Genomic DNA, 13,954 nt, shown 5'->3' with positions numbered 1-13,954 from the left:
TGAACCAGTTCCCTACCGGTCGGCCCACAGCCGTGCTTCCCCCCGTCACGTGATCAAGTATCGGCCACAGGGCTCCGGCGAAGACACCTGTCCCCGTGGCCGGCCCTTTCTCGCAGCCCCCCTCTACCGCCTGATTGCCTCGCCAGGTATCTTGCATCGCATGGAACCAGGTGATTCGACCAAGCAGGCCCGGGCCGCCGCCCAGCTGCGCAAGGGTGTCCTGGAGTACTGCGTGCTCGCGCTGATGCGGGACCGCCCCCGGTACGGCGTGGAGCTCCTGCACGCCCTGGAGGACTCCGGCACCCTGGCCACCAGCCAGGGCACGGTCTACCCGCTGCTCTCCCGGCTGCGCCGCGACGACCTGGTCACCACGACCTGGCAGGAGTCCGCCACCGGACCGCCCCGCCGCTACTACGCGCTCACCGACAGCGGCCGGGCCGCGCTCGACGAGTTCGCCCGGGTCTGGCCCGGCTTCCGCGACGCCGTCGACGGCTTCCTCGCCACCCCGCACCACTCCACCGGAGACCCCGCATGAAGACCTCGGCCGACCCCGTACGCGACTACCTCTCCGCCGTCGAACGCGAGAGCTCCGCACTGCCCGCCGAACGGCGCCGGGAGCTCCTCGCCGACCTTGCCGAACACATCGAGGTGACGCGCGCCGAGCGTCCCCGCGTCACGATCGGCGAGGTCCTGGCGGAGCTGGGGGACCCCCGTACGATCGCGGCGACGGCCCTGGCCGAGGCGGGCAGCGAGAGCGCGGGCGTCCCGGCGGCCGGCGGCACCGACACTGCCGGCGCACCGGTCCGGCGCGGGAAGGTCCACCCCCTGGTCCCGCTCCTGATGCTCACCCTCCCCTTCCTGTTCGCCGCGCTCTTCCCCTCCGTGCCCGGCTCGAGCTTCTGCAGCACCCTGTTCCGCGTCCTCGGCGCGGTGCTCCTCTGCACCTCGGTGCGCTGGACCCGGATCCAGAAGACGACCGGTGTCCTGCTCACCGCCGTCCTGCCGACCGTCGCCATCGGCGTCTGGAAGTGGGCCCTCGCCGCCCCGGTGGGCGATACCCCGGCCCACCTGGCCGACGCGGCGACGCTCGCCCTGCTGGCCGGTACGACGGCATGGCTCTGGCGGGTCCGCCGGGCCTGAAGCACACGGGCGTTCAGTCGCGTTGGACGTGCACGCTGGTCGACTTCACCCGGGCGGTGACCGTCACACCCGGCTGCAGGCCGAGTTCCTCAACGGCTTCCCGGGTCAGCAGCGACACCACCCGGTGCGGGCCCGCCTGGACCTCCACCTGCGCCGACACCTCGCCCAGTTTGATCGCGGTGACGATCCCCGGGAACGCGTTGCGCGCCGAGGTGTGAGGGGTGCCCTCGGCGTCGGCGCCCTCGTGGGCGACTTCCACGCAGAACGCGGCGAGGTCGGGCCCCTCCACGATGCGCCGGGTTCCCTGCCGGTGGGTCGGGAAGCGGCCCGCGTCCGCCCACCGCCGCACCGTGTCGACGCTCACGCCCAGCAGCTCGGCGGCCTGTCCCATCGTGTACGACTCCATGACCACCACCCTAGGGGCAGGAGGTCACAGGCCTGTTGATCATCCTCGGTTCCGGGCTCCCGAGGGCTCGATCCCGGGCTCCGGAGGGCTCGATCGGCCGGGGGCGGAATGCCCGATCCGGGGCAAACCGATCATCGGTTTGCCCTCCTCGTGCAAGTGGGTAGATCATGCCTCGTGATCGGCAGTCGTGTGTCCGAAGTACCGCTTCACCAAGCGTCGGAGGACCAGGGCAAGCAACCCACACCCAAGGGTCCTCAGAAGCGAGGGCCCTCGTCCCCGACAGGGAGCAAAAAGATGGCCACCGGAACTGTGAAGTGGTTCAACTCGGAAAAGGGCTTCGGCTTCATCGAGCAGGACGGCGGCGGCCCCGACGTCTTCGCCCACTACTCCAACATCAACGCCCAGGGCTTCCGTGAGCTCCAGGAGGGCCAGAAGGTCGAGTTCCAGGTCACCCAGGGCCAGAAGGGCCCGCAGGCCGAGGACATTCGTCCCCTCTGATCTGCTCCGCAGCAGCCCGACGCCCCGCACCGTCTCGGTGCGGGGCGTCGCCGCGTCCGCCGCGGTGTCCGCCGCCGCTTCCCGTGGCGCTGCCCGACCTCGCCGTCGAACCGGACCGGGGCCCGCCGTACGCTGTGCGGGTGATCTTGCGCAGCCTCCACGACCGATCAGACCTGGCCGCCCGCTTCGGACGGGACCCGGCCCTGAACCTGATGGAACTCGGCGACCTCGACGACCTGCCGTGGCCCCACACCAGCTGGTACACCGTGTCCGAGGACGGACCGGTGGCGCTGCTCTACGCCGTCGGTGACGTACCGACGCTGCTGGGCTTCACCCGCCCCGGGCAAGCGGCCGCCCTGGAGGAGCTGGCCGAGGCGCTGCTGCCCGTACTCCCCCGGCGTTTCCTCGGGCATCTGACCGGAACCGCCGCGAAGGTGCTGGAATCCGGCTACGCCACGCAGTCACACGCCACTTTGCTGCGCATGGCGCTGACCGAGCCCGGCCTGGCCGACCGGTATGCCTCCGGACCGTGGCGGCCCGCCCCGCTGAGCCGCGACGACCTCCCCGAGCTCCTCGAACTGTTCCAGCAGGCGTATCCGGGCAACTGGTTCGACGACCGCATGCTCGACACCGGCCAGTACGTCGGTGCCCGGCAGGCCGGGCAGCTGGTCGCCGTGGCCGGAGTGCACGTGCACTCCGCGGCGTACCGGGTCGCCGCGATCGGGAACGTCACCACGCATCCGCGGGTCCGCGGGCAGGGCGCCGCCGGCGCCTGCGTCGCCGAGCTGTGCCGACGTCTGGGCGAGACCGTGGACCACATCGGGCTCAACGTCCGTGCGGACAACGCCACCGCCGTCCGCCTCTACCGCCGGCTCGGCTTCGGCGAGGTCACGGAGTTCACGGAAGCGCTCTTCACGGCGCGCCCGTAGGGAACCCGCCGTCCGGGCCGTCACGGCGACGACCTCCGCCGCCGCGAGGCCCACGGCCAGCGGATGCCGTACCGCCTGGCGGATCCTCTGCCGGGGGGCGCGGGCGGCGCCTCCGGGAGACGTGCGAGGAGCGCCGCCTTCAGGCGCTCCTCGAAGCCACTGGGCCTCTCGTTCATCGGACTACCTCCAACAGGCCTTCGGTGTCGTGGGCTGAGCACCCGGTCCCTCCCCTGCGCGGGAACCCGGACGGCCCCCTCGTCCAGTACTTGGGCGAAAGGGCCCCAAGCGTTTCATCGGGGGACGGCCGGCCTGTCTGCCGACGGACGGACGCTGCCGCCCCGACGCGTGTCGGGGCGGCAGCGTCCGTTTCCTGCCCGCCGCTCAGGAAGCGGGAGTGAACTTCGTCGCGGCGGGTGCCGCGGCGGCTTCCTTGACCACCTTCATGCCGCCCGGGACCGTCGCGTCGGGCTTCAGGATCACGCTCTGCCGCGTGGAGGGTGCCTTCGGGTCCGAGAAGTCGTGCGTGATGCCGAAACCGTTGTCGTAGGACTTCAGGCTCAGCAGGGCCGCCCGGATCCCCTCGCGGGTCAGGTCCTTGTCGGCGCAGGCCTTCTTCAGCACCTCCCCGAACAGGGCTCCGGCGCTGTAACCGGCCACCACGCCGTTGTCCAGGCCCGCGTCCGGGTACTCGGCCTTGTACGCGGCGGCCAGGGCGGCCGGTCCCGCCTCGGTCGAGCCGATCGGCAGGGCCGAGGAGGCGACGTAGTAGTCCTTCTGCAGGGCCGCGCCCGCCGGGGTGGCCAGGAGCTGCGGCGCGAAGGCCGAGTTGTTGCCGACGAACGGGACGTTCCAGCCGCCGGCCGCGGCGACTCCGACGAGCGAGGCCGCCTGACGGGGGCCGGCGCTGATGACCACGGCCTTGACCCCGGCTTGCTTGAGCGCGGCCACCTGGGCGGTCATGTCGTTGTCGGTGGGCTTGATCTTCTGCTCGACGACGGTCAGCCCGGACTCCGCGGCGATGGCCTTGGAGCCGGTCAGCGCGTTCTCGCCGTAGTCGCCCTCGAAGTAGACGTGCCCGATCTTGTCGCCCGAGGCGATCCGCTTCTGGTCGAGGAGGAAGCCGACGGCGTTGATCGTCTCGACGTCGTACGTCGCTCCCACCGTGCGGACGTACGGGCTGCCGAGCAGGGAGGCGGACCAGGCCTGCGGGATGACCAGCCCCTTGTCCTTGCCGTCGATCCGCGTCTTGACGGCGGCGACGAACGGGGAGCCGATGAACTGCGCGAAGCCCAGCACCGAGGGCTCCAGCTCGGTGTAGGCGGCGAGTGCCTTCTGCGGGTCGTAGCCGTGATCGCGGACCGTCAGCTCGATGGTGCGGCCGCAGATGCCACCCGCCGCGTTGGTCTGCTTGACCCACAGCTGCTGGGCCTGGGTGACGCTCTTGCCGAGGGAGGCGTAGACGCCGGTCATGTCGGTGAGCGCGCCGAGCTTGATGGTCTTCTCGCTCACCCCGGCTCCGGCCTTGACGCCGCCCGAGGCGGCGGGCTTGTCCCCGTCGGCCGGCTTGGCCTTGCCACTGCACCCGGCGGCGCCGGTCAGGACGAGTGCGGCCGCCAGGGCCGCGGCGGCGTGCCTTCTTCTGTTCACGTTCGCTCCTTCGAGGGTGTGGTGCGGGTGCGGACGATCCGGGTGATGCCGGTGAGTCCACCGGGGAGGAACAGGACGGCCACGACGACGGCCGCTCCGTACAGGTAGCGGGAGGCCTCGCCGGGCGAGACCCCGCCCGTTCCGGGGGCGGACACCAGCGGGAGGGCTTCGCTGTAGCGGGTGAGGAGTTGGGGCAGCAGGGAGACGAAGACCGCGCCCACGACGGCGCCCGCGACGGTGCCCAGGCCACCGATCACGATCATGGCCAGGTACTCCAGGGACAGCACCATGCCGAAGTAGTCGGGCACCGTGCGCTGGAAGACCAGGGCGAGCAGGACGCCGGCGAGCCCCGCGTACATGGACGACAGGACGAAGACGGCGGCCCGGTACCGGGCGACCGGCACGCCCATCACCCCGGCGGCGATGCTGTGGTCGCGCAGGGCGTTCATGGCCCGGCCGGGCCGGCCCCGCAGGACGCCCCGCGCGAACAGGGCGCCGCAGAGGAGGGCCGCGAGGCCCACGTACCAGAGCTTCTCGGCGGACTGGAAGGGGACGGCCGCGATGACGGTCTCGGTGTCGTCGAAGGTGAAGCCGAAGAGGGACAACGGCTCCACCTCCCGGCCGTTGAACCCGCCGGTGACGCTGGTGGCGTTGAACAGCACGTGCTGGCCGATGAAGATCAGCGCGAGTGTGGCGATGCCCAGGTACGCGCCGCGCAGGCGGCCGGCGATGGGGCTGAAGAGGCCGCCCGCCGCCCCGGCCAGGGCGACGGCCAGGACCGCGGCGAGCCAGCTGGGCAGGCCGAGTCCGACCAGCGTGTGACCGCCCGCCGTGCTGCCGTCCCCGGCGAGCGCGCAGTACCCGTAGGCACCGACGGCGAGGAAGAAGGCGTGGCCCATCGAGAGCTGGCCGGTGGCTCCGGTGAGCAGGTTGAGCCCGATGGCCCCGATGGCGGCGGCGATGGCGAACAGCCCGGCCTGCAGCCAGAACCGGTCGAGGTAGAACGGCAGCGCGAGCAGCACCAGGCCGGCGGCTCCCACCGCCGCGTTCCGGGAGGTGAGCAGCCGGAGCCGGGTGGCCGCCGCCGGGGCGACGGCCTCGGGGTGCAGCACGGGGCTGCGGGTGTCAGACACGGGCGAGCTCCTTCGTGCCGAGGAGTCCGGCGGGACGGATCAGCAGGACCGCGACCATCACCAGGTACGGAGCCAGGTCGCCGATGCCCCGGCCGAGGAAGGTCAACTGGCCCTGGTAGCCGGTGGCCAGCGCCTCGGTGACGCCCACGATCAGCCCGCCGGCCAGTGCCCCGGAGGTGGAGTCGAGGCCGCCGAGGATCGCGGCCGGGAAGGCCTTCAGGGCGGCGAGGGACGTGGCCCGCTCCAGGCCGGGCGTGGGAAAGACGGTCAGGAAGAGCGCGGCGACCGCGGCCAGCGCCCCGGCCACGGCCCACGCCGCGAGCGAGACCCGGCCCAGCCGTACGCCCATCAGCGCGGCCGTCTCCGGCTGTTCGGCGGCGGCGCGCATGGCCACGCCCCAGGAGGTGTGCCGGAACACCAGCAGGAACACGGTGATCAGCAGCCCGGCGGCGAGGATGGCGGCGATCCGGGTCTGGGGCACAGTGACCGCACCGAGGTGGATCACGCGGTCGCCCCACGGGTCGCCTAGGGAGAGCACGTCGGTGCCGAGGCGCCGGGTGAGGTCGGTGATGAGGAGGATGTCGACGCCGATGGTGACGATGGCCAGCACGCTCTGGTCCTGGCCCCGGTAGCGGCGCATCACGAGGAACTCGATCGCCGCCCCCACGGCGGCCGCCGAGAGCGCGCCGGCCAGGAGCGCGCCCCAGAATCCGAGCTCCTCGTGCAGGGTCGCGGTGACGTACCCGCCGGCCAGCAGCAGGGAGGCGTGGGCGAAGTTGACCACTTCGGTGGCCTTGAAGATGACCACGAAGCCGAGGGCGATCAGCGCGTAGACGGAGCCCATGGAGAGCCCGCCGAGGAGCAGTTCGAGGAAGGTGGTCATGCGGCCGGTTCCTCCTCTCCGAGGTACGCGCGGACCACCGCGGGATCGTTCTGCACCTGCGCGGGAGTCCCGCCGCCGATGCGCCTGCCGAAGTCGAGTACGGTCACCGCGTCCGCGAGCCGCATCACCACCCCCATGTCGTGTTCGACCAGCACGATCGAGATGCCGAGGCCGTCCCGGACGCCCGCGATGACGGCGGCCGTGCGCTGCCTCTCGTCGGCGGTCATGCCGGCGACGGGTTCGTCGAGGAGCAGCAGCCGGGGTTCCATGCACAGGGCCCGGGCCAGTTCGACGAGTTTCTGTTTTCCGTACGGGAGGGAGCCGGCGGGCGCCGCGAGGTCGCCCTCCAGGCCGACGAACTCGGCGATCTCCCGGACCCGTTCGCGGTGCCGGCGGTCCTCGCGCGCGGCGGCGGGCAGCCGCAGTCCGGCGGCCAGGAAGCCGGTCCGCATCAGCCGGTGGCGCCCCAGCAGGAGGCTGTCGGCGACGGTGGTGTGCGGGGGCAGCGCGAGGTTCTGGAAGGTGCGGGCGATGCCGAGGGCCGCGACGGCGTGCGGGGCGAGGCCCGTGAGCTCGGCGGCGCCGAAGCGGACGGATCCGCCGGTGGCCCGGTAGACCCCGGAGAGCACGTTGAAGCAGGTGGACTTGCCCGCTCCGTTGGGTCCGATGACGGCGTGGACGCTGCCGGGCTCCACCGTGAAGGAGACCGCGTCGAGGGCGGTCAGGCCGGCGAAGCGGACGGTGACGTCGGTGACGGTGAGCGGTGGCGGGGAGGCGTGCGCGTTCATGCCGTCCACCTGCGCAGTTCCCGCCGGGTCCCGGCGCCGGCCGGGTCGGGCGCGGCCTCGTCGGTGATGCCGAGGTAGCGGCGCCGTACCTCGTCCGAGGCGGCCAGCTCGGCGGCCGGGCCGTCGAGGGTGACCTCGCCGACCTCCAGGACGTAGGCGTGGGAGGACAGCCGCAGCGCCAGGGCGGCGTTCTGCTCGACGAGGAGCACCGAGGCGCCGGAGGCGTTGATCTCGGTGATGGTCTCGGCGATGGTGGCGGCCATCTTGGGAGCGAGCCCGAGGGTGGGCTCGTCGAGCAGCAGCAGGCGCGGGCGGGCCATCAGGGCCCGGCCCAGGGCCAGCATCTGCTGTTCGCCGCCGGACAGCAGTCCGGCGCGCTGCCGCGCCCGCTGGGCCAGTACGGGGAACAGCTCGTGCACCCGGGCCAGGGAGCGGGCCGTGTCGGCACGGGATCCCGCGCGACCGCCCAGGGCCCCGGCGCGCAGGTTGTCCGCGACGGTCATCCGGGTGAACACCTTGCGCCCCTCGGGTACTTGCACCACGCCGGCGGCGACGACCCGGTCCGGGGTGAGCCCGTCCAGCGGCCGGCCGTCGAAGGCGATGCTCCCGCCCGTGGCGGCTCCCCGGTGGAACCCGAGCGTCCGGGACACCGCGCGCAGCAGCGTGGACTTCCCGGCACCGTTCCCTCCGAGTACGACGACCACCGCGCCGGCGGGCACGTCGAGCGATACGGAGCGCAGTGCCCGGACCGGCCCGTAGCCGACGGACAGCTCACGCACTTGTAGCGAACCCACGTCCTCTCCTTCCTCTGGGCGGCCTTGTGCTGGCGCACACACCAGCACCGGGTCGGGGCGGGCGTCCACGGGCGGATGCGGAATCGCTGCCGATGACCAGCCCGGACAGGAGCGTGTTGTGCACGCGCACAGACCTGTCGCGCGCGCCCCTTACGGTGGCGGAGGCGGGGTGACATCCTCAGCGGCCATGGGTGGACGTGGACGCAGAACGCGCACGGAACAGGAGTGGTCGGTCCTGGTGTCGGCGGCGGACGTACTGATCGCCGACATCCCCGGACTCACCGACCAGCTCATCAGGGACCTGGCGAAGCACTCGCCGCTGTTCGACCTGGCCGTGCCGCGGGACGAACACTGGCAACAGGTCAGCGAGGCCATGCACTACGGGATCGAGGCCTTCGCCGCATCCCGCTCCGTCCCGCGCAAGGACCTCGCGTACGCGGAGGAACTGGGCCGGCGCCGGGCCGAACAGGGGCTCCCGCTGGACCTGTTGCTCTACGCGTACCGCAGGGCGGGCCGGCTCACCTGGGACGCGCTGCTGGACATCGTCACCGAGAAGGAGCCCGAGGCGCTGCCCGTCCTGGCCCGGGCGGCCGGGGCGATGTGGGCGGGGATCGAGCAGCAGGCGGCGGCGACCGCGGAGGCGTACCGCACCGCGGAGGTGGAGATGCGCCGGCGCAGCGACGAGCGGGCCCAGGCCCTGCTGGACGCCCTGCTGGAGGGGGACACGGCGCCGGCCCTGGCGGCCCAGGTGGCGCTGGCCCTGGACCTGCCGGAGCAGGGGCGGTACGCGGTGGTGGTGCTACCCGCCGACCGGGCCGACGCGGTGCACCGGGTGGTGGCGGCGGGCGGGATGCGGCTGTTCTGGCGGATGCGCACGGAGCGGGAGCTGGCCGTGGTGGCGCTGGGCGACTCCTCCCCGGCCGATCTCGCGGCGGAACTCGCGGACCGCTGCCCGGGGCCGGGCGGCATCAGCCCGGTGGTGGACGGACTGGCCGAACTGGGCCGGGCCCGGCGGCTGGCGGAGACCGCGCTGCGGACCTGCGGTCCGGACGAACGGGTGCTGGTGCGGCTGGCCGACCGGCTGCCCACGGCCCTGGTGGTGCGCCAGCCCGAGCTGTCGGCCGAGCTGGTCCAGGCGGTGCTCGGGCCCCTGCTCGACCTGGACCCGGCGGACCGGGCGATGCTCCTGGAGACCCTCGACGCCTGGCTGTCGGCGGAGGGTTCGGCGGGCCGCGCGGCGAGCCGGCTGTACTGCCACCGCAATACGGTCTTCAACCGGCTGCGCCGGCTGGAACACCTGACGTCGAAGTCGCTCTCCCGGCCCCGGGACCTGATCGCGCTGACCCTGGCGCGGGACGCGTACCGGCTGTCGGGCGGCTGACCGGGGCGGCCGGGGCTGCTGGTCGCGTCTCACCGGGCCCGTCTGTCCGGCCCCGTCTGGCCGGTCGCGTCCGGCCGGTCGCGGCCGTGGGTGGCGGGCCTCCTCCGCGGGTAGTCGGCCCGGTCCGTCGGCGAGACCGGTGGTTCCGCCGATGTGGGCCCCCGGTGTGCGCCCTGACAGTGGTCCGGCCAGCGCAAGCGGCGGGACCGACTCATCGGCGGGCGGCACGGACCTCGGCACGGAGCCGGGTGCCGGCCCTCGCCGGGCCGGCTCCGCCACGACCGAGAGGACGACTCCGTCGTGCAGCAGCAACCCTTCGAGAACGCCCACCAGGTCCACTCCGACCGCGGCCCCGCCGGTACGAGCGGGCGGTCCGTCGACCCCGTCGGCGGCGGGAGGCGGATCCGTTCGCTCGGGTCCGCACTCGCGGCCCTCGTGACCCTCGGCGCGATCGCCACGTTCACGGCGTCCGGGGCACAGGCCTCGGCGGCCAACCCGTACGAGCGGGGCCCCGCGCCGACCAACGCGAGCATCGAGGCCCTCCGCGGCTCCTACGCGGTGTCCCAGACCAGCGTCTCTTCCCTGGGCGTCACCGGCTTCGGCGGCGGCACCATCTACTACCCGACGTCCACCGCGGACGGGACCTTCGGCGCCGTGGTGATCTCGCCCGGCTTCACCGCCTACCAGTCGTCGATCGCCTGGCTCGGCCCGCGACTGGCTTCCCAGGGCTTCGTCGTCCTGACCATCGACACGCTCACCACCCTCGACCAGCCCGACAGCCGGGGACGCCAGCTGCTGTCCGCCCTGGACTACCTCACCGAGCGCAGCACCGTCCGCACCCGGATCGACAGCGGCAGACTCGGCGTGATGGGCCACTCCATGGGCGGCGGCGGCACGCTGGAGGCCGCCAAGAGCCGGCCTTCGCTGCAGGCGGCGATCGCGCTCACCGGCTGGAACACCGACAAGTCCTGGCCCGAGATCAAGACCCCGACGCTGATCGTGGGGGCCGACGGGGACACGGTCGCACCGGTCGCCACCCACTCCGAGCCCTTCTACACGAGCCTGCCCGGCTCGCTCGACAAGGCGTACCTGGAGCTCAACAACGCCACGCACTTCACCCCGAACAGCTCGGACACCACCATCGCGAAGTACAGCATCTCGTGGCTGAAGCGGTTCATCGACAACGACGGCCGGTACGAGCAGTTCCTCTGCCCGCTGCCGAGCCCGAGCCTGACCATCGAGGAGTACCGGGGCAACTGCCCCCACACTTCCTGAACCGCCCCCGGCGGGTGGGGAAGCCGTTCCGTTTCGGCCCCCACCTGCCGCGTCCGGTCTTCCGCCGTGGTTTACACGGCAGTAACCTCACCGGCGTGACCGGACACCCGACTGTGGCGACTGTGGCAAGTCCTTGCCGGATCTACGGCCGGACGGCCGAACTGGCCGCTGTGGCCGCCCTGTCGGATCAGCTCCGGCCCCGGCACGGAGGCGCGCTGGTGCTGGCGGCGGAACCGGGACTGGGCCGGAGCGCCCTTCTCGCCTGGGCCGGCGAGGAGTTCACGCTCGGGCCCGTCCTGCGCCCCCGGCCCCTCAGCGGCGAGCCCCGTCCCTACGACGGCATGCGCGCACTGCTGTGCGCGGCGGCCGAAACGAGCGGAGCGGCGCCGCCCCGGGCCGCGTTCGGAACGATCCGGCCGGCCGGACAGCCGGGACTGCCTGGACTGCCGCCGGGTCCGCCCGAACTGGCCGAGCTGCTAAGGCAGTACGTCCCTGCGGATGAGCCCCTGCTCGTCTGCGTGGACGACGTGCACCTGTGGGACGCGCCCTCGCGTGCCGTCCTCGGTTCGGCCGCACGACGTCCCGACCCCGCGCACCCGATCGGGATCCTGCTCTCGGTCGCGGAGCACCGGTCGGACGATCCGGACATCGCGGGGCTGACCGTGGTCCGCTTCGGCCCGCTCGACGACGGCGCGGCGACCGCCCTGCTCCGTGACCTCACGGGTGGGGTGCTGGATCCTTCCGTGCGCGCGGAGTTGCTGTCCGAGGCCGAAGGCAACCCCGCCGTCCTGACGGCCCTCGCCCAGCGCCTGACGCCGGATCAGCTCGGCGGCCACCGTCCACTGCCCCGGCCGCTCCTGGACGGCGGCGCCCTGTGGGCCACCTTCGGCGGCCGCCTCGCCCCGCTGCCGTCCGCCACCCGACAGGTCCTGCTGCTGGCGGCGGCCGCGCACGAGCCCGACCCCGACGCGGCGGGCGCGGACGCCGCCCTGGTCCTGCGCGCCGCGGGCGCGGCCGGCCTGGACCCGGCCGCGCTGGACCCCGCCGAGGCGGCCAGGCTGGTGCACCACGACGGGGACCGCATCACCTTCACGGGGTCCCTGCTCCGGCGGACCGTATACACCGGCGCCCCGTCCTCGCGGCGCCGGGCGGCCCACGCGCTGCTCGCCTCGGCCGTCGACGCCGACCGCCACCGTCTGCGCCACCTGCTCCACCTCGCCCTGGCCGCGCGAGGACCCGACCCCGCCCTCGCGGCCGGGCTCGTCGCGGCCTCCGCTCCCGGCACGCCGACCTCGGGCACGGAACGCTCGGCGGCCCTGTCCAGGGCCGCGGAACTCACCGCCCAGGAGGACGTCCGTACCGCACGCCTCACCGCGGCGGCGGACTACGCCCGACTGGCGGGACACACCCGCAGGGCGCGCCGGCTGCTGGCCGCCGCCGGGGAGGGCGCCTCCCCCGACACGGTGCACGGACGCACGGAACTCGTCCGGGGCAGCATGGCCCTGCGGGACGGGCCGGTCGGCGACGCCTACCAGGCGCTGCTCATGGCCGCCGAGCGCCTCGACCCGTCCGACGCGGAGGCGGCCCTGGAGGCCAGGATGGAGGCGATGGACGCGGCGTGGGCCGCGGGCGACCCCGTGGCCTGCCTCGCCGCTCTCGCCGAGGCCCCGGCCCTCGCCGGTGCCCCGCTCCCTTCTCCCCCGCAGGACCCGAGGCGCGACTACCGGGCGGGGCTGCGTACGGCCCTCGACGGGCACCTGGCCGAGGCCGCGTCGCCCCTGCGCCGGGTACTCGACCGGGCCCGGGACGACGACGACCCCGTGCGCCTGATGCGGGCCGGGGTGGCCGCGCTGGTGCTCGGCGACATCCCGGCGGCGTGCCGGGCCAACGCGCGGGCCCTCGCCGTGTCCCGGTCGCGGGGACTGGCCTCCCTCACCCCGCGGATCCTCGAACACCTCGCGTACGCCGAACTGCGGGCCGGCCAGCACGCACGGGCCAGGAGCCACGCACAGGAGGGGCTGCGCGCCGCCCACGTGGCCGGGCAGCGCAACGTGGCCGCCGGCCAGCACGCGATCCTGGCCCTGGTCGCCTCGGTCGAGGGCGAAGCGGCGGCCGTCGCCGCGCATGCGGGCGCCGCGGTGGAGATCGCCCGCCCGCACGGACTGCTCCAGGCGGTCACCCTTGCCGAATGGGCCTCGGCCCGCGCGGACCTGTGCCGCGGCCGGCCCTTCGAGGCCGCCGCCCGGCTCGGCCCGCTGACCCGGCCGGGGCCCGGGCGCGGCCACTTCGCCGTCCGCATGCTCGCCCTGCCCTGCTTCGTCGAGGCGGCCGTCCTGTCCGGGGCTTCGGCGGAGGCGAGGGTGGCCGTCGAGGAGTTCGCCCTGTGGACCGCCCAGGGCGTCGACCCGCAGGCACCGGCGCAGCTGGCCCGGTGCCGCGCACTGGTCGCCCCGCCGGACGACACCGCCGACGCCCTCTTCGCCCTGGCGCTGACCCGGCACGAAGCGGTGCACGGCGACTTCGAGCGGGCCCGTACCCAACTGCTGTACGGGAAGTGGCTGCGGCGCCGACGCCGTCCGGCCGAGGCGAAGAACCGGCTACGGGACGCACTGGTCGCCTTCGAGCACTGCGGGGCCCCCGCGTGGGCCGAGCAGACCCGCGGCGAACTGCGGGCGACCGGTGACGCACCGGCCCCGGTGCCCGCGGGTGGGCTGGCCGTCCTGACCCCGCAGCAGCTGCGCATCGCGCGCCGCGTCGCCGAGGGCGCCACCAACCGCGAGGTGGCACTGAGCCTCTCCGTCAGCCCGCGCACCGTGGACCACCACCTGCGCAACGTCTTCGCCCTGCTCGGAGTGCGCTCCCGGACGGAGCTCTCACGGCTGGTGGACCGGGCGGAGCGGGGCGGGGCACAGCCCTGAGGGCCCGGTCGGCGGCCGCGTACGCATTCAGGCAGACACGCAGGCACGCGAAAACGCTCGGCCGGAGTGTCCGGCCGAGCGTTTCGTGTCCCCGCGTTCCGCTGGTGGTTTAGTACCAGTGGTGGTTCTGCCAGAAGGTCCAGGCGCCGGCGGGGCTGCCGT

At 73.7% G+C, this 13,954-nt stretch carries 13 protein-coding genes; 7 read left to right on the top strand and 6 right to left on the bottom strand.

The annotated features are described in order from the left end of the window. Positions 1-160: 160 nt before the first annotated feature. On the top strand, positions 161-535 hold the full coding sequence (locus ACFYYB_RS34205) for a PadR family transcriptional regulator (RefSeq protein ID WP_389440659.1): 375 nt from the start codon (positions 161-163) through the stop codon (positions 533-535). Continuing rightward, positions 532-1,140, top strand: coding sequence for an HAAS signaling domain-containing protein (locus ACFYYB_RS34200; protein WP_389440657.1), 609 nt, complete (start codon positions 532-534; stop codon positions 1,138-1,140). The genes ACFYYB_RS34205 and ACFYYB_RS34200 overlap by 4 nt, the downstream gene beginning before the upstream one ends. Before the next feature lie 13 nt (positions 1,141-1,153). Here ACFYYB_RS34200 and ACFYYB_RS34195 read toward each other — a convergent pair whose 3' ends face one another. Then, positions 1,154-1,546: a molybdopterin-binding protein gene (locus tag ACFYYB_RS34195; protein WP_389440654.1), complete on the bottom strand. Its 393-nt coding sequence runs from the start codon at positions 1,544-1,546 to the stop codon at positions 1,154-1,156. A 294-nt stretch (positions 1,547-1,840) separates the two neighbouring features. Between ACFYYB_RS34195 and ACFYYB_RS34190 the strand changes: the two genes are divergently transcribed. Next, entirely contained in the window at positions 1,841-2,044 is a 204-nt protein-coding gene (locus ACFYYB_RS34190) for a cold-shock protein (RefSeq protein ID WP_243336897.1), read from the top strand. Positions 2,045-2,184: 140 nt separating this feature from the next. Further along, positions 2,185-2,973: a GNAT family N-acetyltransferase gene (locus tag ACFYYB_RS34185; RefSeq protein WP_389440651.1), complete on the top strand. Its 789-nt coding sequence runs from the start codon at positions 2,185-2,187 to the stop codon at positions 2,971-2,973. Positions 2,974-3,354: 381 nt separating this feature from the next. Here ACFYYB_RS34185 and ACFYYB_RS34180 read toward each other — a convergent pair whose 3' ends face one another. Genes ACFYYB_RS34180 through ACFYYB_RS34160 form a run of 5 tightly spaced genes read right to left on the bottom strand, consistent with a single transcriptional unit; the run spans position 3,355 to position 8,218 of the window. Further along, positions 3,355-4,620 (bottom strand): ABC transporter substrate-binding protein, encoded by a 1,266-nt coding sequence (locus ACFYYB_RS34180; RefSeq protein WP_389440648.1) that lies wholly within the window; start codon positions 4,618-4,620, stop codon positions 3,355-3,357. Continuing rightward, positions 4,617-5,753: a branched-chain amino acid ABC transporter permease gene (locus ACFYYB_RS34175; RefSeq protein ID WP_389440645.1), complete on the bottom strand. Its 1,137-nt coding sequence runs from the start codon at positions 5,751-5,753 to the stop codon at positions 4,617-4,619. The genes ACFYYB_RS34180 and ACFYYB_RS34175 overlap by 4 nt, the downstream gene beginning before the upstream one ends. Next, positions 5,746-6,636, bottom strand: coding sequence for a branched-chain amino acid ABC transporter permease (locus ACFYYB_RS34170; RefSeq protein ID WP_389440642.1), 891 nt, complete (start codon positions 6,634-6,636; stop codon positions 5,746-5,748). The genes ACFYYB_RS34175 and ACFYYB_RS34170 overlap by 8 nt, the downstream gene beginning before the upstream one ends. Then, positions 6,633-7,424, bottom strand: coding sequence for an ABC transporter ATP-binding protein (locus ACFYYB_RS34165; protein WP_389440639.1), 792 nt, complete (start codon positions 7,422-7,424; stop codon positions 6,633-6,635). Before ACFYYB_RS34165 ends, ACFYYB_RS34170 begins: the two co-directional genes overlap by 4 nt. After that, on the bottom strand, positions 7,421-8,218 hold the full coding sequence (locus ACFYYB_RS34160; RefSeq protein WP_327308890.1) for an ABC transporter ATP-binding protein: 798 nt from the start codon (positions 8,216-8,218) through the stop codon (positions 7,421-7,423). Before ACFYYB_RS34160 ends, ACFYYB_RS34165 begins: the two co-directional genes overlap by 4 nt. 187 nt (positions 8,219-8,405) lie before the next feature. On the opposite strand from ACFYYB_RS34160, the gene ACFYYB_RS34155 reads away from it, so the two are divergent. The 3 genes from ACFYYB_RS34155 to ACFYYB_RS34145 all read left to right on the top strand — a co-directional run bounded on the left by ACFYYB_RS34155 (position 8,406) and on the right by ACFYYB_RS34145 (position 13,792). Next, the gene (locus ACFYYB_RS34155) at positions 8,406-9,599 is read left to right on the top strand and encodes a helix-turn-helix domain-containing protein (RefSeq protein ID WP_327308889.1); all 1,194 of its coding nucleotides are present in this window, start codon (positions 8,406-8,408) and stop codon (positions 9,597-9,599) included. Positions 9,600-10,034: 435 nt separating this feature from the next. Next, entirely contained in the window at positions 10,035-10,874 is an 840-nt protein-coding gene (locus ACFYYB_RS34150; protein ID WP_389441258.1) for an alpha/beta hydrolase family protein, read from the top strand. Positions 10,875-10,996: 122 nt separating this feature from the next. Continuing rightward, positions 10,997-13,792, top strand: a complete 2,796-nt coding sequence (locus tag ACFYYB_RS34145) for a LuxR C-terminal-related transcriptional regulator (protein ID WP_389440635.1) — start codon at positions 10,997-10,999, stop codon at positions 13,790-13,792. Positions 13,793-13,954 lie beyond the last annotated feature (162 nt).

Source organism: Streptomyces sp. NPDC002886 (assembly GCF_042888445.1).
GTDB lineage: Bacteria > Actinomycetota > Actinomycetes > Streptomycetales > Streptomycetaceae > Streptomyces.
This window is presented reverse-complemented; position numbering and strand designations above follow the sequence as displayed.